The sequence below is a fragment of the Buttiauxella sp. genome (assembly GCF_049686335.1).
In the GTDB taxonomy this organism is placed as follows: domain Bacteria; phylum Pseudomonadota; class Gammaproteobacteria; order Enterobacterales; family Enterobacteriaceae; genus Buttiauxella.
In genome coordinates this window covers 36908-58854 of sequence record NZ_JBAVHX010000026.1, presented here as the reverse complement: position 1 = coordinate 58854, position 21947 = coordinate 36908, and the positions used below count along the sequence as shown (strand labels likewise).

Annotated in this window: 25 protein-coding genes; 5 read left to right on the top strand and 20 right to left on the bottom strand. The window is 51.5% G+C overall.

Going from position 1 to position 21947, the window contains the following annotated elements; all coding sequences use genetic code 11:
- Positions 1 to 273: 273 nt before the first annotated feature.
- The 3 genes from WBL83_RS17140 to WBL83_RS17130 are packed head-to-tail and all read right to left on the bottom strand — an operon-like array spanning position 274 to position 1392.
- Positions 274 to 489, bottom strand: coding sequence for an amidohydrolase family protein (locus WBL83_RS17140; RefSeq protein ID WP_424590285.1), 216 nt, complete (start codon positions 487 to 489; stop codon positions 274 to 276).
- Entirely contained in the window at positions 438 to 770 is a 333-nt protein-coding gene (locus WBL83_RS17135; protein WP_424590284.1) for a hypothetical protein, read from the bottom strand. The genes WBL83_RS17140 and WBL83_RS17135 overlap by 52 nt, the downstream gene beginning before the upstream one ends.
- Positions 771 to 810: 40 nt before the next feature.
- Positions 811 to 1392: a nuclear transport factor 2 family protein gene (locus tag WBL83_RS17130; RefSeq protein WP_424590283.1), complete on the bottom strand. Its 582-nt coding sequence runs from the start codon at positions 1390 to 1392 to the stop codon at positions 811 to 813.
- 110 nt (positions 1393 to 1502) lie between these two features.
- Here WBL83_RS17130 and WBL83_RS17125 point away from each other — a divergent pair, with 110 nt between their 5' ends.
- Positions 1503 to 2396: a LysR substrate-binding domain-containing protein gene (locus WBL83_RS17125; protein WP_424590282.1), complete on the top strand. Its 894-nt coding sequence runs from the start codon at positions 1503 to 1505 to the stop codon at positions 2394 to 2396.
- A 15-nt stretch (positions 2397 to 2411) separates the two neighbouring features.
- On the opposite strand, the gene WBL83_RS17120 is transcribed toward WBL83_RS17125, so the two are convergent.
- On the bottom strand, positions 2412 to 3215 hold the full coding sequence (locus WBL83_RS17120; RefSeq protein ID WP_424590281.1) for an alpha/beta fold hydrolase: 804 nt from the start codon (positions 3213 to 3215) through the stop codon (positions 2412 to 2414).
- A gap of 202 nt (positions 3216 to 3417) precedes the next feature.
- Positions 3418 to 3804 carry a VOC family protein gene (locus tag WBL83_RS17115; protein ID WP_424590280.1) on the bottom strand — a complete coding sequence of 129 codons (387 nt, stop codon included), beginning with the start codon at positions 3802 to 3804 and terminating at the stop codon, positions 3418 to 3420.
- Between the two features lie 293 nt (positions 3805 to 4097).
- On the opposite strand from WBL83_RS17115, the gene WBL83_RS17110 reads away from it, so the two are divergent.
- Positions 4098 to 4634, top strand: coding sequence for a GNAT family N-acetyltransferase (locus WBL83_RS17110; RefSeq protein ID WP_424590279.1), 537 nt, complete (start codon positions 4098 to 4100; stop codon positions 4632 to 4634).
- 67 nt (positions 4635 to 4701) lie between these two features.
- Here WBL83_RS17110 and WBL83_RS17105 read toward each other — a convergent pair whose 3' ends face one another.
- The 3 genes from WBL83_RS17105 to WBL83_RS17095 all read right to left on the bottom strand — a co-directional run bounded on the left by WBL83_RS17105 (position 4702) and on the right by WBL83_RS17095 (position 7992).
- Entirely contained in the window at positions 4702 to 5097 is a 396-nt protein-coding gene (locus WBL83_RS17105) for a VOC family protein (protein ID WP_424590278.1), read from the bottom strand.
- Positions 5098 to 5548: 451 nt separating this feature from the next.
- Positions 5549 to 6742 (bottom strand): MFS transporter, encoded by a 1194-nt coding sequence (locus WBL83_RS17100; RefSeq protein WP_424590277.1) that lies wholly within the window; start codon positions 6740 to 6742, stop codon positions 5549 to 5551.
- 110 nt (positions 6743 to 6852) lie between these two features.
- Positions 6853 to 7992, bottom strand: a complete 1140-nt coding sequence (locus WBL83_RS17095; RefSeq protein ID WP_424590276.1) for an alpha/beta hydrolase — start codon at positions 7990 to 7992, stop codon at positions 6853 to 6855.
- 185 nt (positions 7993 to 8177) lie between these two features.
- Here WBL83_RS17095 and WBL83_RS17090 point away from each other — a divergent pair, with 185 nt between their 5' ends.
- Positions 8178 to 9062 carry a LysR family transcriptional regulator gene (locus WBL83_RS17090; protein WP_424590275.1) on the top strand — a complete coding sequence of 295 codons (885 nt, stop codon included), beginning with the start codon at positions 8178 to 8180 and terminating at the stop codon, positions 9060 to 9062.
- Between the two features lie 1155 nt (positions 9063 to 10217).
- Positions 10218 to 10760 (top strand): copper-binding periplasmic metallochaperone CueP, encoded by a 543-nt coding sequence (gene cueP / locus WBL83_RS17085; RefSeq protein ID WP_424590274.1) that lies wholly within the window; start codon positions 10218 to 10220, stop codon positions 10758 to 10760.
- A gap of 37 nt (positions 10761 to 10797) precedes the next feature.
- On the opposite strand, the gene WBL83_RS17080 is transcribed toward cueP, so the two are convergent.
- From WBL83_RS17080 to WBL83_RS17065, 4 genes are all read right to left on the bottom strand, one after another.
- Positions 10798 to 11298 (bottom strand): nucleoside deaminase, encoded by a 501-nt coding sequence (locus WBL83_RS17080; RefSeq protein WP_424590273.1) that lies wholly within the window; start codon positions 11296 to 11298, stop codon positions 10798 to 10800.
- 61 nt (positions 11299 to 11359) lie between these two features.
- A complete protein-coding gene (locus WBL83_RS17075; protein ID WP_424590272.1) occupies positions 11360 to 12118 on the bottom strand; it encodes an ABC transporter permease in 759 nt (252 codons plus the stop codon).
- Positions 12115 to 12894 (bottom strand): ABC transporter ATP-binding protein, encoded by a 780-nt coding sequence (locus WBL83_RS17070; protein ID WP_424590271.1) that lies wholly within the window; start codon positions 12892 to 12894, stop codon positions 12115 to 12117. Before WBL83_RS17070 ends, WBL83_RS17075 begins: the two co-directional genes overlap by 4 nt.
- A 25-nt stretch (positions 12895 to 12919) precedes the next feature.
- Positions 12920 to 13906, bottom strand: a complete 987-nt coding sequence (locus tag WBL83_RS17065) for an ABC transporter substrate-binding protein (protein WP_424590270.1) — start codon at positions 13904 to 13906, stop codon at positions 12920 to 12922.
- A gap of 259 nt (positions 13907 to 14165) precedes the next feature.
- Between WBL83_RS17065 and WBL83_RS17060 the strand changes: the two genes are divergently transcribed.
- Complete coding sequence (locus tag WBL83_RS17060; protein ID WP_424590269.1) at positions 14166 to 15140, top strand: MDR family oxidoreductase; 975 nt, start codon at positions 14166 to 14168, stop codon at positions 15138 to 15140.
- A gap of 123 nt (positions 15141 to 15263) precedes the next feature.
- On the opposite strand, the gene cobT is transcribed toward WBL83_RS17060, so the two are convergent.
- The 8 genes from cobT to cbiM all read right to left on the bottom strand — a co-directional run bounded on the left by cobT (position 15264) and on the right by cbiM (position 21792).
- The gene (gene cobT / locus WBL83_RS17055) at positions 15264 to 16316 is read right to left on the bottom strand and encodes a nicotinate-nucleotide--dimethylbenzimidazole phosphoribosyltransferase (RefSeq protein ID WP_424590268.1); all 1053 of its coding nucleotides are present in this window, start codon (positions 16314 to 16316) and stop codon (positions 15264 to 15266) included.
- Positions 16317 to 16478: 162 nt separating this feature from the next.
- Positions 16479 to 17222 (bottom strand): adenosylcobinamide-GDP ribazoletransferase, encoded by a 744-nt coding sequence (cobS, locus tag WBL83_RS17050; RefSeq protein ID WP_424590297.1) that lies wholly within the window; start codon positions 17220 to 17222, stop codon positions 16479 to 16481.
- Positions 17222 to 17764: a bifunctional adenosylcobinamide kinase/adenosylcobinamide-phosphate guanylyltransferase gene (gene cobU, locus WBL83_RS17045; RefSeq protein ID WP_424590267.1), complete on the bottom strand. Its 543-nt coding sequence runs from the start codon at positions 17762 to 17764 to the stop codon at positions 17222 to 17224. The genes cobS and cobU overlap by 1 nt, the downstream gene beginning before the upstream one ends.
- Complete coding sequence (locus WBL83_RS17040) at positions 17761 to 19296, bottom strand: cobyric acid synthase (RefSeq protein ID WP_424590266.1); 1536 nt, start codon at positions 19294 to 19296, stop codon at positions 17761 to 17763. The genes cobU and WBL83_RS17040 overlap by 4 nt, the downstream gene beginning before the upstream one ends.
- Positions 19293 to 20102, bottom strand: a complete 810-nt coding sequence (locus WBL83_RS17035) for an ATP-binding cassette domain-containing protein (protein WP_424590265.1) — start codon at positions 20100 to 20102, stop codon at positions 19293 to 19295. The genes WBL83_RS17040 and WBL83_RS17035 overlap by 4 nt, the downstream gene beginning before the upstream one ends.
- A gap of 11 nt (positions 20103 to 20113) precedes the next feature.
- Complete coding sequence (locus WBL83_RS17030; RefSeq protein ID WP_424590264.1) at positions 20114 to 20791, bottom strand: energy-coupling factor ABC transporter transmembrane protein; 678 nt, start codon at positions 20789 to 20791, stop codon at positions 20114 to 20116.
- A complete protein-coding gene (locus WBL83_RS17025; protein WP_424590263.1) occupies positions 20778 to 21059 on the bottom strand; it encodes an energy-coupling factor ABC transporter substrate-binding protein in 282 nt (93 codons plus the stop codon). Before WBL83_RS17025 ends, WBL83_RS17030 begins: the two co-directional genes overlap by 14 nt.
- 1 nt (position 21060) lies before the next feature.
- Entirely contained in the window at positions 21061 to 21792 is a 732-nt protein-coding gene (gene cbiM / locus WBL83_RS17020) for a cobalt ECF transporter S component CbiM (protein WP_424590262.1), read from the bottom strand.
- Positions 21793 to 21947: the final 155 nt, after the last annotated feature.

Genomic DNA, 21947 nt, shown 5'->3' with positions numbered 1-21947 from the left:
GGATTTCACGCAAGCAATGTCCGCACCTGACACGCAGCGGTCAGAGTGGGTGATCGTCAAGTCTGTACTGAGCGAGGAGCAGACCTAATATTTTATTGAGCAGACAATAAACTCAAACAACATATCAAATAAAGCCTGGCGCATTAAAAATTTTCTGATAGATATGGCGTACCACTTTACTTTTATTTTCGTGATATTTTTGAATATCACAGCTGCAACCATCCTTTCAGGACTTCTTATAAGGATGGATGCTAAAAAGCCAGACAAGCCACATTACGCAAATCGTGGGAACAGAGTAAGTGCATTATTGCGCATATAATCGGCGCGTAGCACATCCGTCAGCTGGGAACTATCGTCAAGTTGTGTAGCAAGCGTGGTGACCAGCGCCTCCGGTGTATAAGGGTAATCACTGCCGTACAAGATATGTTTCGGATCGGCTATTTCCAGCAAGGCATTAAGCTGTCGCGGAAGCGGCAATGTGGCAGACATACCAAAACAACGGGTTTGTCCTGCGCGACTTTGGCCCCTTCTTCATTCACATTACGCGCCAGGTCGCGGGCAGCCTTGCTGTCGCCAAAATGAACACCAGGTGCAGAGACAGAGAGGATAGCGCTGCCAATCTGGTTGCGGTCCAACATTTCAAGGTGTTCATTAACATTCCATTCAGGAATAGCAGGCATCCCTGATGGCTTCGAATGACCCGCGGCAGCAAGGGCTGCACGGTAGCATTCTGGCAGAAAGCGTGAATGCACATCGATTCTCTGGACCATCTTTTACCTCCGTTTTTCAGTAAGAATGAAAGAGTCTGGATCAGGCAGCCAACCAGCGTTTAGCTTCTACCTTCATTTTCGCTTCCAGACTGCTGCCGCGAGTCGCAAATACTCGCCCAAGAGGGAACCCGCTCAGCTCCAGTAAATAGGCCAGTGAGGCATATTCACGCGGATACTTCGCAACAATCGCCTGGTCAATTTCCACCGGGCCTAACGGGAAGGTGAAGGTACCCATATCGTAAACACTCTGACGATGGAACAACTTCCACACGCCGTCGCGTTTTTCTGCCATGTCGACAAAACGGTTGTGGCACTCACAACCAATATTCAGTTTGACGTTCTCAGCAATGATGATTGCGTTGGTTTGCAGGATTGCTTTATTTCCGGCTGCATTGAACGTCACCTCAGGAGAAGCAATAAGGTGCTTAGTGCGCAGATCAGAACTACCCATACGCATTGAACCATCAACAAAGTCGCTTCCCAGCCCTTCAAACCAGGTAATTTCAATCGTGCCGTCAGGGTGGAACAGTTCGCGCAGCTGATCCCATTCGCCCAGGTCACGGTGCATCCAGCCATTGATCAGGTCATTAAGTTGTTGGCGGTCTTGTAGTTGGTTTTGCATGTTCTGAGTTCCTGTTTAGTTGACTGGATTCAGTCTGGACGCAAAGTAAGATAAGCTCAAATATATAGACTTTACTGATTAATCATTTTTACTGATTAATGGAGCGTTATATGGATTTACGTCACCTGAAGTATTTTTTAGCTGTCGCAGAAGAAAGGCATTTTGGCCGTGCAGCAGAACGGCTCCACATTGTTCAACCCGCATTGAGCATGCAGATCAAAGCTCTTGAAGCGGAGTTGGGTGGGCCATTGTTAATTCGTACCAGCCGACGTGTTGAACTGACCGAAGCCGGTAAGCTTTTGCAGGCCGAAGCGACGCGCACGCTGGCACAAGTCGAACATACCCGTCTTGCTGTGGAACGTTCCATTCGCGGTGAAACAGGCCGGGTGCGAATTGGTTTTGCCGGTAATGCCGTATTCAGTGGAAGACTGATGCAGGATATTCGCTCTTTTCATAATGACTATCCGGATGCCGAGCTGATTTGCCAGGAGCTGGCGCCGCAACTGCAACAGGAAGCTATCCAGAACGGTACGCTGGATGTGGGTTATATGCCTGATTACGATCCGGATCATGACTCAACCCTTGTCTACGAATCAGTGGGGGAATGGGGACGGGCCGTGGTGATGTCCAGCGAGCACAGATTCGCCGATAAAGAGATCCTGACGGTAGATATGCTGGCTCATGAGCCTCTGATTATGTACGCAATCAATGACGCAGATTCTCAACTGGACAGGCAACTCCAGAAATTGCTTGGAGACTCTTTGCATATTGCCTATCGGATATCCAGTTCACTCAGCGTCCTCGCCATGGCCGGAGCCGGGTTGGGTATTGCCCTGGTTCCAGCTCCACTAGCACAGGTGGCGATCCCGGGAGTAATTTATCGGGTTCTTGATTCGAAAGAGCTGGCAGCTAACCTGATGATGGTCAGTCGTAAAGAAGAACCGAGTGCCGCCGTGATTGCCTACCTCAACCACACCCGGAAACACGGTCTCTTTACAGGTTGAACAACGTCTCGGGTGTTATTTCCTCAGTGAAACCAGGATTTGATGCAATTCCTCGGCAAACAGTGCCGGGTCGGTGGCATAGCCCAGATGATGCCCGCTGACTTCAATACATGGGCAGGGTAATTTTCGTGCCAGTTCACGCGCGGTCAGAGCATAAAACGCGTCACCACTAGTGCGCCCCCGGGCGGTCACCATCGGTACACCGCCGTTGCGCAGTGCTGCCAGGTCAGGGACGAACCTGTTGATAGTGTTGAATTCATGTGAAAGGAAACGGTCATACGCACTCCCCTGATCACCCGGAGCACTGGCGTTTAAGTCCAGGCCGACGAATACCGTGTTGAACAACTTCATCGCCTCGGCACCGCCGTCTGCTTTATATGTGTCGTACACGCGGTTAAAAAACAGTCGCCAGGATGCAGCTTCAGGCTCTGGCAGAAAGTCAGTAATGGGAGGTTCATGATCGACCAGGCCCCTGACCAGTTGCGGGTGATCCTGTGTCAGTTTCAAAGCAATGCTCGCCCCGGCACTGTTGCCGAACACAAACGCCTTTTCAGTGCCCAGCGCACGGATAACAGCAGCGGCATCGCGACCCTGTTGCGCCATGTCCAGTTCAGCCTGGGTATCGCCAGTACTGCGGAAATTAGCGCGCCGGTCGTAACGCACTACGGTATAGCGGTCAGCGAGTTGTGCAGATAAAGCGGTAAAGCGGCGGCTGTCACCATTACCTCCGACAACCAGTAACAGTAACGGCCCCTCGCCTTCGACGTCATAAGCAATTTCAGCCCCTTCGTTATGAACAGTAGCGGAATAGCGTTGCATGATGTTTTCTCCAGAAGAAAATGGGTGTTCAGTTTCACTTTGCTAGTTGATTAATACAAATAGATAAAACTTACTCATCAATCAATATTAATGATTTTCTTGAAACCCTTGAATCTGGTGAAGTGTAGGACATCCCTCAGCGCGGGCAATCAATCCCACCAACAATACCGTATATATAACAGCAGCCGTAGCAACCCAGGGCTTATGCCCACACCTTGTTCTGGATAACCACCCTATATCCGTCGAGGTCAACAAATGTCCTTCCGTTCACATCCCAGTAAGGGTTGAATGACTTTGTCATTCTGAAACCAGCATCAGTCATTCTTTCGCAGGCATGCATCCATTCATTTTCATCCGGGTAATAAAGAACGAGTAAATCCTCCTCAGTATGCAACGGTTGAACGGGATGGTAATGGCAAAAGGTGAATTCTATGTGCCAACCCAAATCTTCTCGCCCTAACATTATTCCATTGAAACCGTCATGATCGTTGAATTCAGCAATTTTATGCAGACCCAGTCCCTGGCTGTACATCAGAAAAGATTTTTCAAGATTGGTGACGGGTTTGGCAATACGCATATGAGTAAACATCCGGGTTCTCCTGGAGAGGATACTGCTTGAAGGTTGAGATCCCGCTTGAGTTTACACGCTAGCCTGATTTTAATTTGTCTATGAGAGCCTGCGAGATATCCCGCCTTGTTAATGTCCGCTTTTGGCACGGAGCTGCCTCTAGAAAATCCTGGGCAGCTATGAGCTATGAACGGACATAGCGACATTCGAATTTATAAGCTGGCATTGACGATGAAATGTTGCGAACCTGCTTTCCCTAACTATAAAAACAATTATATAACTAACCTAATGAACTCATTATTTAGGAAATTGTTTTGCAACTACAACTCACCAGACTGCATCTTCGCCCCGTAACTACATCTGACTTGAATGACCTTTTCAGAATTTATGGCGACCCGGCTACGAATACCTTTAACCCCGCAGGAGCATATCCTGACATACAGCATGCTCGAAATGTTTTAACTCGCTGGATCAATCACTGGGAAACTCACAGTTTTGGAAACTGGGCAATCTCTTTGCAGGATAGTCCTGAAAGAATCATTGGTTTTGGAGGTCTGAGCATCAGCAGTTATGCAGATATCTTAATTAATAACTTAGGATATCGTTTCGCCACAGAGGCTTGGGGAAAAGGTCTGGCGACAGAGTTTTCGAAAAACTCAGTCAGATATGGATTTGGTGAGTTAAAGCTGAATGAAATATCTGCCGTAGTAAGAGGAGACCACCTGGCTTCGCAGAAAGTTCTTCAAAAAGCTGGGTTGCAATACATAAAAGAGATTTATGATGTGAAAGACGCGCCGCCTAGCCTGCTTTTTTCTCTCACACAGAGTGAATGGCTGAGACAATCAATATGAGCGTATTTACTCTAAATCAAGAATACCTAACTGAAGCTAAAGAAGCGCCCTACGGCGCTTTTGAAAATTAGTTGTTCTGGTATAAGTCCCAGCGATTTCCGTAGAGATCTTCAAATACAACCACCGTCCCGTACTCTTCCTCACGTGGCTCCTCGCAGAATTGAACGCCTGCGGCCTTCATAGCATTGTAGTCCCGCCAGAAGTCATCGGTCTGAAGGAAAAGGAATACCCTGCCGCCACACTGATTACCAATAAAGCCCTCCTGCTTTTCGTTTGAGGCTCGAGCCAGAAGTATATTACAGTCGCTTTCCGGGTTAGGTGTAACCACGACCCAGCGTTTTCCCGGCTGCGGTGTATCCTCAACGAGGGTAAAGCCCAGCTTCTCCGTGTAATATTCAATTGCCCGATCATAGTCATCAACAACTATGGCCACATACCCCATACATCGCTTCTGAGTTCTCATTTTCGACTCCTTCAGGTTTCAGGCATCACTACACAGATACTCCTTTTATCATAAACGAACCGCATTCACCGTCTGGATTGACACAAAGCATCAACGTCCGCCTTTGGCACTAAGCCGACCGTAGGACAGGCACATTCCACTTAGAGCAAGGAGCGGTAGATAGAGCTGAAAAATACACCGGGTCATATGTTACAGAATCGAACACGGAGGCTTAGTCATTCCAGGCTCGGTGAGATTTTTATTTCAATGATAATCAAAACCTGGACAACGTTGTCGTAAAGGTGCAATACGGGCAGTGTGGATGCTATTTGCAACAATAATAAATAAGGGACTTTAATGCCCCGTCAATCGACTCTGATGACTTTACCTCTACTGATGACGTCGGTATTCCTGCTGACTGGATACCCAAAAACATAACGCTTACCCTTCTCGAGCCTGGGGCTGCGCCTGACTAAAGCGTGGTCGCTTTTATCCGTGACGTGAAGAATGTCAGGATGGCAGCGCTAAGCAGTAACACGCCACTCATTGCAAAAACACTCTGCCAGCCAAGGTGGTCAAACACAACGCCACCAGCCGTTGAACCCAGTGCAATAGAGAGCTGAATCACGGCGACCATCAGCCCGCCCCCCGCTTCCGCATCTTCGGGAAGCGTACGCGCAATCCATGTCCACCATCCCGTTGGTGCAGCAGTTGCAAGCATGCCCCAGAGCCCTAACAGGAGTGCTACAACCAGGACGCTTTGCCCTGTCAGAATTAAGATTATGGCGATGGCAGCCATCAACATAGGGATAGTCATCAACGTTGGGTAAAATCTCGCATCAAGCAATGTGGAGACAATCAGCGTACCAACAAAACCCGCCGCACCCATGGCGAGTAGGATCAGGGATAAGCCGGAGGTATTTACCCGCGTTACCGTCTCCAGAAACGGGCGCACGTAGGTAAATAACGCAAACTGCCCCATGAAGAACAGGCCGCAGGCCAGCATACCCATGGAGATAACAGGACGGCTGAACAAGCGGAATACGGATCCGCGTGACGATGGTTTTTTATTGCCGTCCATGCCGGGCAGACTAAAGCACTGCCAGATAAAGGCCACTACCGCGACGGGGACCAGGCACCAGAAGGATCCGCGCCATCCGATGGTTGCCCCCAGGTAACTACCCAGCGGTGCGGCCACTACTGTCGCCAGAGCATTACCCCCGTTAAAAATAGCCAGCGCACGGGAGACCTGATGCTGTGGCACAAGGCGAATAGCCGTTGCAGCGGACAATGACCAGAATCCACCGATCGCTATGCCAATCAGGGCTCTGCCTGCCATATAAACCTGATAACTGGAGGACATTGCGATAATGATCCCCGATATTGCCATCAGTGCCGTCATGCCCAGCAGGAGGTATTTCCGATTCATATTTCCGGCAAGAGTAGAAATGGTCAGGCTAGTCAAGACTGCCAGCGCGCCGGAAATGGCAATCCCCTGACCTGCCAGCCCCTCGGTAATGCCCAAATCGCGGGCAACAGGCGTTAGCAGACTGACGGGCATAAATTCTGATGCGATCAAAACAAAGACGCACAGGGTCATGGCAAAAATGCCGCCCCAGTAAGCGGGCTCTATTTCGCGCGGTGCTGTTTGGTTCAGTGTGTTCATTAGGAGTATCTCTGAATATCTCCCCGGTCCTGTTCAGGCATCGCCGGGCGGAGTCGAGCATAAAAACCACCTGCCAGAAGCAGGTGGCCTTTAACACGTTTCGACTCAGGTTATGACTTTAAGCTTTTTTTGAAAAACGCTTTAAACTGCGCGAAAGGTATTTTGCCGGCGACATTGTCATACAAGTCAACATGGTTTGCGCCGGGGACAACGATCAGCTCTTTCTCTTTACTGCCGACGGCTTTAAAAGCATCTTCGGCAAAATAGCGTGAGTGCGCCTTCTCCCCCGTCACGATTAGCGTCGGGATAGTGATTTCATTCGCATAGCTAAGCAGCGGCATATTCATGAAAGACAGCGGCATAGTCGCAGTCCATGCACCGGTCGAGTTAACGGAACGCTCATGGAAACCGCGAGGCATGCGGTAGTAATCAAAGAACTCTTTCAGTATCGGATGAGGATCTGCTGGTAACGTTTCTGGCAGAATACGCTCGCCCGCGCTGACCTTGCCGTTGCTGTCGACGTTAATATCATGGCCGCCGTATGCGAACGTTCCGCTTTCCGCATCTTTCCAGCGCTGTTCATTTAGATATTGCAGTACGGCACGGCGATCGGCGGTTGAATAACGATCTTTGCCATCGCCCACGCCATGACCCATCGCCCGGCTCATGTCATACATCACGCTAGTCGCGACCGCTTTAACACGGGTATCCATTGACGCCGCATTCAGCGCCATACCACCCCAACCGCAGATGCCGAGTATGCCAATACGGTCGCGGTCCACCTCTTTTTGTAATCCAAGGAAATCAACTGCTGCACTAAAATCTTCTGTATTGATATCCGGTGATGCGACGTTACGTGGATAACCCCCGCTTTCCCCCGTGTAGGAAGGATCGAAGGCTAGCGTAACAAACCCCTGCTCAGCCATGGTCTGCGCATACAGACCACTGGATTGCTCCTTAACCGCACCAAAAGGCCCACTTACCGCAATAGCAGCAAGCTTGCGATTGCCCTGATCTTTTGGAATATAAAGATCACCTACTAATGTGATCCCATATCGGTTCTGAAATGATACCTTCCGGTGATCGACTTTATTGCTCTCTGCGAAGGTCTTATCCCATTTATTGATCATTGAAACGGGAGCATTCGGATTGGTTAAATCAGCATAACTCATTGTCGTCACTCCACTTAATGAGGCGAATAGCAGCATGGCAGGCATAGCGCTTCTCAGTTTTCTGGTAAGAATAGTCATGAAAAATCCCCATGAAAAACAAGTCAGAGACACAGGTTTAATACGGACAACGCTGCGGTACTTTGTTTCGTAAAGCCCATTGTAGTTAGCAAAATTAATGCTGATTAGTGGGTAATAATTGCTAGGATTAATACCGTATTGTTATAAATAAATGTTCAGGTTGGAGTAACAAGGAGAATTAATCGATGGCGAAAAGGGAAAACTATAATGAGCTTTACCTGTTCATGCAGGTGGTACGGGAGGGCAGTTTTACCGCTGCAGCTCAACGGCTTGGGCTTGCTCAATCGGGGATCAGTCGTTCTGTTCGTGAGCTTGAAGAAAGATTGGGTGTCCAGCTTTTGGTACGCACCACGCGTAAGCTTTCAATGACACAAGCGGGGGAACAACTCTACCGGACGACAGAGTCTGGGTTTGATGCATTAGATCTTGGGCTTGCCACACTGGCACATTATCGTCAGACCCCTTCCGGCACGGTTCGCATCAATGCCAGCCAGCACGCTATTGATAAATGCCTTTTGCCAAAGCTCGCGATATTTAAACAGCACTATCCTGATATCAGGCTTGAGCTGATGAATGAGAGCCGGTTCGTCGATATTATCGAGGAGAGATTCGATGCGGGTGTCCGCCTGGGACCTGAAGTGGGTAACGGGATGGTCGCGGTACGAATTACACCTGATATGGAAATGGCCATTGTCGCTACCCCAGAGCATTTTCGTCGTTACGGTTTTCCGCAAACCCCAGCTGATTTAGCGATTCATCCCTGTATTGCCTATCAGTTTGCCGACGGAAATCTGTACCAGTGGGAACTCAATGAGGACGATAAAAAAGTCATTCACCGACCTCAGGGACAATGGGTCTTATCTGACAGCTATATGGAAGCAGAAGCTGCCCGGCTGGGTCTGGGGCTGGCATATATTCCTGTTGAGCTGGTTGCTGATGATTTAGCACGTGGTGCGCTTATCAGGGTTTTGCAGCGTTACAGCCTGAGAATGGAGGGGTTGTTCCTCTATTATCCTCATCGAAACGTCTCACCTGCCCTGCGAGTGGTCATTGATACATTAAAAATATAATGGCAGCTAAGTTAAAACCTTTTTTTAGACGTTGTTATCCTGTTGAATTCAGCTTCTGTCACGAAATGTCAGCAAACGCGCTTTCGGTCTGCTTTGAGCTGTGAGGTCATTTGTTTGATGCAACGCTAACCTTAACAAGGAGGGCGTTACCTTGATTAAGCGCAGCCAAACCGATAAGGCATCGGGGGCTCATCTTGGGAATTTATCACGGTTAGTTTTATTAATGATTTGCTGGGAGAACTTACAATTCAAAGGAGGGAGTAATCTTAAAAGCCCTGACCATTGCAGCCAGGGCTTTTAAGGTACTTCAGACTTCAGATTTAACATTAATGGACTTAATAAAATGATACTGCTATTTATACTGCTTTCAAATGTACCCGTTTACTACAGATAATATTGGGCATTAATACTAAAAAGCCTCCCTCTATTTATCTCGTCATACACCTGCCTGCGCTTTCAGAACCTAAGCGTGGCAACCTAAACAAGCACATCCCCCATCGCGACATATACTCTTTGATGCGTTGCCCGTTACTGATACGGTTACCATAAACAAACGAAACCGTCAGCATCAACTAAAAAAACAAGGCCTTACATCGTCGCGCTAACACTACCATTTTGCGAACCAGCACAATCACTACAAGGCCTGAAAACAAACTACATCCCAAACAACAAACTTCGTGGCCTGTATAGCAAAATGGTTTCCCCAAACTTCTTTCTATTCACTAACTTACTAACCACTTTCATTGTGCTGCTGAGTACTAATTTACTCATTTGAGATTTAAGGTCAATACTGTTTTTTAAAACATGTTTTTATTTACAGCGATAGTGACTGTGCTATATCCCGCTACTCATTTTGCCAACCTACCAGCAACATCCGCTCCTCGCACAAAGTCGACCTTCAGAGCCAATACCCAGACATGTTCAACTCAGAAAAATACGCCCTTTAAGCCATCCGCAGTTATAAAAGCCAAATGCGAGTTGTTTTCCAAAGGTAATTACTTTGTTGCACAGTGACATACCCGTCTCGATGTGCTCGTCATGCAGTCAATAATATCCCTGTTTTCTGTAAAGAATTGCATATCCTTTTGACCCTCCCCTTACGGTAAGGTTTAGAGTCTGCGGCAGCCAACTTTATCTTTCACAAAGGGTTTATCAATGAAACGCAATATGCTTTTCGCTTTGCTGGCACTGGGTATCAGTAGCAGTGCAATCGCCGCACAGTCGGATGCAGACTTTCTCGCCGCACATGGTTTAGCGGGCAAAACTACCGAGCAAATGGTGGAAGCCATCGACAGTTCACCAGCGGCGCGTCCTTTGGCGTATAACGCCGGGGTAACCAGTACTGAGTTGAAATTGTCTGATGGTAAACAGCAGTTTAGCTATCCTCTGGGCGACAAGTTCTATCTGTCGTTCGCCCCTTATCTGACCCAAACTCATCCTTGTCAGAATCACAGCCTGTCAGGTTGCCGGGGGGAGTTAGCCAATACGCCATTTGATGTGAAAGTGACTGATAATAGTGGCAACGTGCTGGTGCATAAAAGTATGACCAGCCATGCGAATGGTTTTGTCGGCATCTGGTTACCGCGCAATATTGAAGGCAAGATTGAAGTGAGTTATCAGGGTAAAAAAGCCAGTGCGCCAATTGCCACGCATGAAAACAGTCAGACCTGTTTAACCACGTTGCCTTTGCAGAGCTAAGTATCACAGGGTGGATGCCTCCACCCTTTTCACCCCTTTACCGTGTAGACCAGAATGCCTGCTGCATCGCACGCGTCTCTTCAATAATTTCCGGCACCGGGCCAATTAACTCCACTGGCTTCTGGCAATGTTCAAAAACATATTTCGACGAAACGCTCATGGTCGGGTTTTCTTCATGGCTACCGGTCGCCTCCAGTAACTGACTCTCATACATGCCGAACACCACGCGCCCAATATTTGCCCAGTACGCGGTCCCGGCGCACATACAGCAGGGTTCGACGGCGGTATACAACGTACATTGCCAGAGATAATCGGCCGTATAATTCGTCGCAGCAATCCGTGCCAGAGTCGATTCCGCGTGGTTTACGGTGTCGATATTACACTGCTCAAGCAAGACGGTTTCGTTATCCGGCGCCACTAACACTGCACCGAATGGGTGATGCCCAAGCGCAATGGCTCGCTGCGCCACTGCATTGGAACGGCGCAAGTGACGTAAAATCTGCTCTTTACTCGGCCCTGGCCCACGTTTAATTGACATATTTTCTCCATATTTCTGAAGCTGTGTTGTCGGATGACGCTGCGCTTATCCGACCTGCGCATCATTTTGCGTCGATACTCCACGGGAACAGCCGTTGTTGCAGCCAACTCACCAGCCCATACAGCGTCAGACTGCACACCACCAGCAAGAACAGGCTGGCGAAAGCCAATGGGATTTTGAACGATGAGGTGCTGAATAAAATCAGGTATCCCAGCCCTTGATCCGCGGCGACAAATTCCGCCACTACCGCGCCAATAATTGACAGCGTAATAGCCACTTTCAGGGCACTAAAGATATACGGCACCGCGTAAGGCATGCGGATTTGCCAGTATTCGCGGTTGCGCGGCGCACGCAGGGTTTTCGACAGTTCAAGCAATTCAGCTGGCACAGAATTCATCCCTGTGGCCGTGGAAATCACCAGCGGGAAGAAGGATATCAGCGTGGTGATAACCACCCGTGGCAGCATGCCGGAACCTAACGTGACGACAATAATGGGCGCAATCGCCACTACGGGTGTCGACTGAATAACAATCAGCCACGGCAGCACCAGACGGGCGAGCAATTTTGAGCTGACAATGGCAATCGCCAGCGGCAGCGCAATCACAATCGCCAGCAGGAAGCCACTCAGCGCCACACTCAGTGTTGCCAGGATATGTGTCAGCCAGCGTCCTGCATCCAGCGTACTGACCGAGTTAAAAATCGCTGACGGCGACGGCAGAATAAACACCGGAATGGCAAACAGGCGACACGCCCCTTCCCACACGGCAACCGCCACAACCAGCGCCAGCAGTGCGATGTATCGTTCCAGAAACGCTTTCATGCAGGCTCCTTGCGGCGGCTAAAGACTTTATTGCGGATCTGGGTCGTCAACTCATGGAACAGCGGATGATTAAGCGTTTCTTCATCTCGCGGGCGCACTAACGGCACATCAATAATTTCACTCACCCGGCCCGGGCGTGCACTCATCACCACAATGCGATCCGATAGCAGCAGCGCTTCCTGGATCGAGTGGGTAACGAACAGCACCGTTTTCGGACGTTCGTTCCAGATGCGCATCAATTCAAAGCTCATTTCATCGCGAGTCAGAGAATCGAGTGCGGAAAACGGCTCGTCCATCAGCAAAATATCCGGGTCATGCAGCAATGAACGGGCGATGGAAACACGCTGCTGCATCCCACCCGATAACTCCGCCGGACGTTTACCAGCAAACTGAGTCAGGCCCGTCATCTCCAGCAGCTCATGTCCGCGGGCAATGTCTTTCGCATCCACGCGGCCATATTTGTGTTTCATCGGAAAAGTGATGTTATCCAATACTGTCAGCCACGGCAGCAAGGTCGGTTTCTGGAACACAAATCCCATTTCATCACGCGGTTCGGTCACCGGTTTGCCATACACCGAAATCGTCCCGCTGCTCGGTTTCAGCAGCCCGGCAATCAAACGCAAAATGGTCGATTTCCCGCAGCCTGACGGGCCAATAAACGAGACAAACTCATGGCGGCGGAGGGTCAGATTCACTTCATCCAGAGCCGTAACCTGGGTACCATCTGCGGATATAAATGTCTGATTTACATGACTCAACTCGATTACAGGCTGCATGGCATTCCCTTATTTGGCGAAATAACTATTTAGCAAGATAAGTGCGGTCGACCAGTGTTTCCGGATCCACTTTATCAAGCGGATATTTCATCGATTTCGCCACCCATTCCCAGGTGTGTTTAAGAAGCGTGGGGTCGAACTGCCCGAGCCCGTCACGCTGGCTGATTTCGTTGGTGATAAGCGGTTTTGTGACGTTGAATTCAGCTTCCAACAGCGCGACATCAGCTTCCGGGACCATCGCTTTCTGGTCGGCAGCGGCTTTGTCCGGATGCGCCAGGCTAAATTCGATAGACTTTTTCGCCGCCCGCAGGAAGCGCGCCACGACTTCTGGCTTCTCTTTAATCAACTTATCGGAGGCAAAGAACGACAAGCCATAGCCATCAAGACCGTAATCCGTCCACGCAAGCTCAAGTGGTTTTTTGCCAACCTGCGTCAGCGTGGCTTCAACACCTGGACGGTTTGTCGACCACACCACCACGCCATCCACCCGCCCTTGCGCCAGCATCGGTACCAGCGTGCCAGGGTCAGCTTTGATCTGTTTTACGCTGTCGGGATCCACGCCGTTGTTTTGCAGCATGATGGGCAATAGCGCGTTAGACGCAGAAAAGGTTGGAATGCCGAGCGTTTTCCCTTTCAGGCTTTTCATGTCGGTGACGCCACTTCCCTGCCAGGTGTAAATCGCGTCCGGTTGTTTTGAGTAGATACTCATGATGGCTTTCACCGGAATGCCACCTTCCGCCTGCGCCATCATTAAAGAAGCGATGCCACCGGTGCCAATATCCGCCGCACCAGAGGCAATTTTGGTCAACGTATCGCTACTGCCACGGCCAGGAAGAATAGTGACATCCAGGCCTTCTTCGGCATAAAACCCTTCCTGTACGCCGACAAAAACGAAGGCTTTGTCGCCGCCATTTGGCATCCAGTCGAGTTGCAGTTTGAGTTTATCCACGGCGCTCGCATGCGCACTTGCCAGAACCAGGGCTACAGCGGTTGTTAGTCGAATGACACGCATGCTTATCTCCTCAAAGGTGGTCAGATTTGCCCGGCGGGCAGTTGTGAAACTTTTGTCACAACAGTTAGAAACTTTTGTTTCAAACATACGAGGAGCAGGGTCAAAAGTTAAAATAGGAAAATCTTATAGACCTATAAAAAAGCAGGTAATTTCGCAGGATTGGCTCGGTGTTCTTTATTCTCACCGGCTTCGGGTATACCGTGTTGAGCATTAGAAACATCTCAACCGAAACACTCGGTTCAAAGAATGAGGATTTACTATGAAAGCAGTCGTACTTGAACAAGTTGATGGCCAGACTCAGGCAGAAATCAAGCAAATCGCCGTGCCCGCCGAAGACCTGGGAAATGTACTTGTCGATGTTGAGTGGTCAAGCCTGAACTATAAAGATGCGCTGGCCATTACCGGCAAAGGCAAAATCATCCGCAACTTCCCGATGGTGCCAGGTATTGATTTCGCCGGCCGCGTTAACACCAGCAGCGATGCCGCATTTAGCGCAGGCCAGCAAGTGGTGTTGACCGGCTGGGGTGTGGGCGAAAACCATTGGGGTGGCCTTGCCGAGCAGGCACGGGTGAAAGCCGATTGGTTGGTGCCATTACCGGCAGGTTTAACGGCGCGCAAAGCGATGATTGTCGGCACCGCGGGCTTTACCGCGATGTTATGTGTGATGGCTCTCGAAGATGCGGGTGTGACGCCTGAAAGTGGTGAGGTGGTGGTGACTGGCGCCAGCGGTGGCGTAGGCAGCACCGCCATCGCCCTGCTCCACGCTCTGGGCTACCAGGTTGTGGCGGTGTCTGGCCGCGAGTCCAGGCACGACTATTTGCGTCAGTTGGGTGCCAGCCGCATTCTGCCACGCAGCGAGTTTGCCGAAACACGCCCACTGGAAAAACAGGTCTGGGCCGGTGCGGTCGATACCGTGGGTGGCAATGTGCTGGCTAAACTGCTGGCACAGATGAATTACTCCGGTTGTGTCGCCGCCTGCGGCCTGGCGGGTAGTTTCTCTCTGCCAACCACGGTGATGCCATTTATTCTGCGTAACGTGCGTCTGCAAGGCGTGGATTCGGTGAGCGCACCGCTGGAGCGCCGTATCGCTGCGTGGAAACGTCTGGCTGATTTGCTGCCAGAGAGTTTCTATGAGATGGCGACGACGGAGATCGGGCTTGAGCAAGCGCCGCAAGTTGCTGATGACATTATGAATAATGCCATTCAGGGGCGGACGTTGGTTAAGGTTCGCTGATCCAGGCTGGAGCAGCCGTTCTCGTAGAGAATTTTGCGAACTGGCAATGGTTCCGTTCACTGAGCGTTCAGTGAACGGAACCATCGCGGACTTATAAAACTCATCCCATGAATGCACCCGTCATCATGACGGCAACACAATATTACTCTCCGCCAACGAGCCCATATTATTGTGCATCGCACAGGCCGCATCCACCAGGTGCATCGCCAGCGCCGCACCACTCCCCTCGCCAAGGCGCATTCCCATTTGCAGATACGGCTCAAGCCCCAGTTTATTCATCGCAATCACCGCGCCTTTTTCAGCAGACAAATGCGACGGAATTAAGTAATCACGCACACCTGGCTCAATCTGGCAGGCCGCGAGGGCCGAGGCATACGACAGGAAACCATCCAGCACCACCGGAAGACCTGCGGCAGCGGCACCGAGCATCACGCCGGTCATCCCCACCAGGTCAAAACCACCCACTTTTGCCAACACATCGATGCCGTCTTTGGCATCCGGCTGATTGGTTTCAATCGCTTTACACACCACGGCAATTTTGTGGCTCATCTGCTCTGCTGGGAAGTTCGCCCCCATCCCGACCACATCAACAGGCGCGCTATCGGTCAACACGCTGACCATCGCTGCCGCAGGGGTAGTGTTCGCCATACCCAATTCGCCAACGCCAAATAGCGTCACGCCTTCAGCAGCTTTTTCCATGGTGAGTTTCATGGTCGCCAGCAGTAAGTTCTCAGCTTGTTCGCGGCTCATCGCCGGGCCCTGTGCAATGTTGCCACTGCCACGCGCCACCTTCATATCCAGCACGCCTGGTAATGCATCGCTATCAATGCCGACATCAACCACATGAATGTCTGCACCGACGGTTGCGCCTAACACGCATACGCCAGTGTTGTGACGGGTCATATTCATCGCCTGAATAGCCGTTACAATTTGCGGGGAAATCGCCACGCCTTCGGCATACACGCCGTGATCCGCGCACATCACAAGGATCGCTTTACGTTGGGTGTTCAGGCCATTTTTCATCCCCGGCATGCCCGCCAGTTGCACCGCTAACGATTCCAGCCGCCCAAGGCTGCCGAACGGTTTTAGCAGCCCATCAATGTGTTGCTGCGCGCGCGCCATAGCTTCGCTATCCAGCGGGGAAATCATTGCCAAAAGGGAGTTCAGTGTTTGCATTTTTTTCTCTTTAGAGCCTTATCAAAATCTGGACAAAATGGTGGATGACGCTGCGCTTTTCCACCCTACGAAATACCGGACAAAATGGTGGATGACGCTGCGCTTATCCATCCTACGAAATACAAACCGTAGGTCGGATAAGCGCCAGCGTCATCCGACAAATCAACGTAACAGCGCCAACAAAAACACCAGCTCGCCTAATTCAATCGCCGCACCCAGCGTGTCACCCGTTTGCCCGCCGAGGGTACGGCGCAGCATCTCGCCCAGACCAAATATCGCCAGCACGGTGATTACCAGTGCGATAAGCCCGCTGGCTGGCAGTAAAATGGTACACAACGCCGCCCCGCCGAGCAGCGTCAGGAAGGTTTGCGTGCCCGTCACTTTGCCAATAAACAGGTTTCCCAGCCCCTTATCGCGGGCATATTGGTGGCGATACATCATCAATACACAAGCGGTGCGACCGGCTACGGAAGCGGCGGCTAATACCGCCAGCATGCTGCCCCCACGTATTGCCAGCTCGCTCACCACCAGCACTTTCATCACAATCACAAAGATAAGCGCCAGCCCGCCGTGCGTACCGAGACGGCTGTCACGCATGATTTCCAGCATCCGGTCGCGCGTGCGAGCGGAGAAAATTCCGTCGCAAGTATCGGCCAGGCCATCAAGATGGAAACCACCGGTCAGCAGCGCAAGGGCGAGTACGTAACCGAGTGCCGCCAGCGGCAATCCTGCCCATGGCTGCAACAGCGTAAATACCACACCGGCTAACGCCCCCAGCAGCAGGCCGACAAACGGAAAAGTGACAATGCCGCGCACATACTGATGAGTTTCAATCCCTTCAGCCCAACGAACCGGCACCGGAATGCGGCTCATAAACTGCAACGTGGCGAAGAACAAACGAATAATCATTTAATTTTTACTCCTATCCCTGAGACCACCAGCCAGACTTCATCGGCACTTTGTGCCAGACGCTGATTGACGCGTCCGGCAATATCGCGGAAATGCCGTGCCAGGCGATTTTCCGGCACAATGCCCATTCCCACTTCGTTAGTGACCAAAATCACTTCCGCCGGACTTGCCGCGCAGGCCGCGAGCAAAATGTCGATTTGCTGATTCACCACCTGCTCCATCACAGCAAAATCCCACTCGTCTTCGGGTTTTTCCCCGGCCGCGTCGTACATCACGTTGGTTACCAGGGTGGTAATACACTCCAGCAGTACGGTTTCCTGCGCGTCGTTTTGCGGCGTAATCACGGTGTTTAAATCACGATATTGTTCGACGGTACGCCAGTGCGTCGGGCGGCTGTCGCGGTGATGCTGGATCCGCTGCGCCATTTCGCTATCGAAGATTTTCGAGGTGGCGATATACAGCACGCGCTCGTGACTTGCCGCCAACTGTTCTGCGTGGCGGCTTTTCCCGCTACGGGCGCCACCCGTGACTAATTTCATGCCGATGGCTCCTGATGCTCGCGCATAATCTGGTATATCCGCGTCATATCGATGTGCTCGCGCATCGCGTCCGCCAGGATATTGAACTGCTGTTCTTTATGTTGTTGATAGTTGAAACGCTCACCTTCCCACGCGTTCAGCCCTTTGCGCAGACGCAAACTGTCCAGCAGGCTGCGGGTAAATTCACCGCTATCAAACAGGCCATGCAGATAGGTACCCAGCACGCGTCCATCAGCGCTGACTGCACCGTCAAGATTCTGATAAGGCTGAGTATTACACTCGGTGAACGTCGCAAAAGGCGCGGTATTTTCTCCGCGCTGCGTCTCGCCCATATGGATTTCATAACCCTGAAGCGCTGTGCCTGAACTTGCGGAAAACACGCCTGGCAGCGGTGTTTGCACGTGTCCTGCCACGCGGGTGGTGGTTTTTTCGCTGGCAAAACGCGTGACAACATCCAGCAGCCCGATGCCCGGCATTTCGCCCAGCCCGGATTCTACTTCATCGTAAATATGTTGCCCGAGCATCTGATAACCGCCGCAAATCCCCAGCACTGCACCCTCGCGGCGATGGTGCGTAAGTAGCGCCTGCTCAATGCCGTTTTCTCGCAGCCAGCGCAAATCGCCAAGAGTATTTTTACTCCCCGGTACAATCACCAGGTCACTGTTTTCCAGCTCATCGGGTCTGGTGACATAACGCAGGCGGACATCCGGTTGTGCCGCCAGCGCATTAAAATCGGTGAAGTTCGACATATACGGCAGTTGCAGCACCGCAATATCCAGCGCTTTGGGCGTCACTGAATCGTATTTGCCGCGCTCCAGCACCACGCTGTCTTCATCTTCCAGATCAACATTCAGCCACGGCATGACCCCTAAAACCGGCACACCGGTTAACGCCTCGATTTGTTCGATACCGGAATAAAGCAGCGCGACATCACCACGAAACTTATTGATGATGACCCCTTTTACGCGCCATTTTTCATGTTCAAGCAGCAACGCAATGGTGCCGTAAATCGCCGCAAAAACGCCGCCGCGATCGATGTCCGCCACCAGAACTACCGGACATTCAGCGAGTTCCGCCATCCCCATATTGACGATATCCCGGTCGCGCAGATTGATCTCCGCCGGGCTGCCAGCGCCTTCCAGCACCATCACGTCGTGCTCTGCCGCAAGGCTTTGGTAAACCTCGCGAATTTGTGTTTTCAGCTGCGGTTTATAATTGTGATAAGTGACCGCATCCATATTTGTCGCAACTTTGCCCATCAGCACCACCTGCGCTTTGCAGTCGCTGGTTGGTTTGAGCAACACTGGATTCATGCGCACATCGGGGGCAATCCCCGCCGCTTCAGCCTGGAAAATCTGCGCCCTGCCCATCTCTTTGCCATCCGGCGTAATACCAGAATTCAGCGCCATATTCTGAGATTTAAACGGGGCGGTGCGCAGTCCATCCTGGGCAAAAATCCGGCACAGCCCTGCCACCAGCATGCTTTTGCCCACATCTGACGCGGTACCCTGGATCATGATTGCAAGGCTCATAAAGCTTCCTTCGAAACGCGTAAGGCGTTGAATAATTGAGTTTCGGTTTTGCACAGCGGGAATCCCAGTTCACTGTGCAATTTGACTAACCACGGCTGCACCAGCCCGGCATCGTGCAGCATTTCGGCCTGGCTAAAGACGTCGCCTGGCTCGCCCGAGGCCATAATTTTGCCGTCTTTTAGAACATACACGCCATCGCAAACTTCATAAATTAAATCAATATCATGGCTTGAGATCACCACATGCTTACCTTGCGCCGCAATGCGGGCGATGATCCCGACCATTTGCTGGCGTCCGGCAGGATCAAGCCCCGCTGTCGGCTCGTCTAACAGCAGGTAGTCGGCTTCCATCACCAGCGCACCGGCAATCGCCACGCGTTTCTTTTGCCCGTGACTTAAATACTGAATCGGCTGATGGCGAAAAGCCTGCGCATCGACCAGTTGAATCGCCTGTTCTACACGGCGGGCAATCTCGGCTTCGTTGACGCCAAGGTTTCGCAAGCTAAACGCAATATCGCTGTCAATATCGGTATAAAAGATTTGCTGCTCCGGGTCCTGGAAGACGGTGGTGACGCGCTGGCGGTGCTCAATCAACCCACTTTTGCTGTAGTTCAGGGGTTTACCCTGCCATAACACCGCGCCGCTTTTGGGGCGTAACACGCCGTTGAGATTCATAAACAGCGTGGATTTCCCGCAGCCGTTTTTGCCAACAATGCCCGTCACCGGAGTCGCACCAAAATCGAAGGTTAAGTCATGCAGAACGGGTTCATCCTGATAGCCAAAAGATAAATTTTGCGTGGTAAGCATCGGTGCGGTTCTCACAGGTGGAAATCCCCCTGGTAAAGTTTGATATCCAGGGTGGTGACCATTTGTTGATAACGCAGCAGCACGCGTGAAAAAAGCATGCTGACTAGCATCGCCAGCGAGCGGTATCCACAAGGCAACGTACGATAACCGAAACGTAGTGACTGAGCACGGTGAATGGCCTGCGCTTCGTCCAACAGGATAAAAATAAAACGCCAGGTGAGCAGGATTTGCTCAGTTAACAAACGCGGCACCCGACAGCGCTGCAACAGGATGATTAATTGCGGAAAAGGTAGATTCAGCACCAGCCAGTAGGTCGCGGCCAGTGCGGCGAGGCTGCGCCAGAAGGTTTGATTTGCCATCACCAGCCCTTGTGCATCAATGCCCAGATAAATTGAGCCGAGCGGGACGCTCCACAATAAGGATTGCGCCTGATGCGCAGCGCTAAAGATGATGGTTACCACGCCTGCCAGCAAAAAACCCAGCGGCACCGCCAGCCAGCGCAAATATCGCAACGGGCCGACGCACAGCAGCCAGCAGGTAAAAACCGCAATCACCAGCAATAATGCAGCCTGCCCAACAGGCGGCAGAGCAAACGCCAGCGCCATCATCACCAGATAGAGCGCGAATTTACGCAGCGGTGATACACGGCACCAGCGGCTCTGGTAGCTGAGTTTATCAATCCCCAGCATGGTCTTCGCGTCGGCCCCGATAGAACCCCAGAATATAGAAGATCACCGCCGTACCGATTGAACCTTGCAAGGTGAACAGCAGGCTTTCAATTTCGCTGCTCGCCGGTTCATAAAGCGGCTGGAACCACGGTTTATAGTGCGGGGCGACCACCAGAATCTGGCTTTCCGCCTGGTCGTCAGAGCCACCGTATTCGCCACCGTGTGGAATAAAGAATGGCACCAGCATCAGTCCCACCACCAGGGCGAGCAAAATCAGTGTTTTTTTCATGTTATTGACTCCGGGCGGGAAGCAGTTGTCGCTTCGTGAGTTGGTCGTAAATCATCACGGTGAGTAAACCTTCGGCAATGGCAATCGGGATCTGCGTCAGGCAGAAGATGCCCATGAATTTCATGCTCGAGCCGGTGACGCCAAAGTGCGGGTCGGGGAATGCCACGCCGAGCTGTATCGAGGTGACAAAATAGGTGGTTAAATCGGCAATCATCGCGCACAAGAAGACGCCAATGTCGCGGCGCACGCCCGCTTTGCAGGCAAGCGTCCAGACCAGATAACCCACCACCGGCCCAATCACCGCCATCGACATACCGTTTGCACCGAGCGTCGTAAGGCCGCCGTGGGCGAGTAACAGTGCCTGGAACAGCAGCACGATGGCGCCTAAAACCGCCACCACACCCGGTCCAAATAGAATGACCGCCAGACCCACGCCGGTCGGGTGCGAACAGCTTCCGGTTACCGAGGGGATTTTGAGCGCCGAGAGGACAAAAATAAACGCGCCACACAGTGCCAGCAGCACCTTCTGGTTGCTGTCGTGCTGCACGATTTGGCGCAAACGCACCAGGCCAACGTACAAACACGGCAAGAACAGGATCCACCACGCCAGCGCCCACATGGGCGGCAAGAACCCTTCCATGATGTGCATGGCGAACGCTTCTTGCGGCACGATGAGTAGCAACATCCCCATACCAAGGCCGCTTAGTGAGAGTTTTTTTAGTAACGATTCCATCATTTTCCTTTGCGTATTCATGTCGGATGACGCTGCGCTTATCCGACCTACAGGATTCATGTCGGATGACGCTTCGCTTATCCGAACTACGGGGTTCATGTCGGATGACGATGCGCTTATCCGACCTACGGGATTTATGTCGGATGACGCTGCGC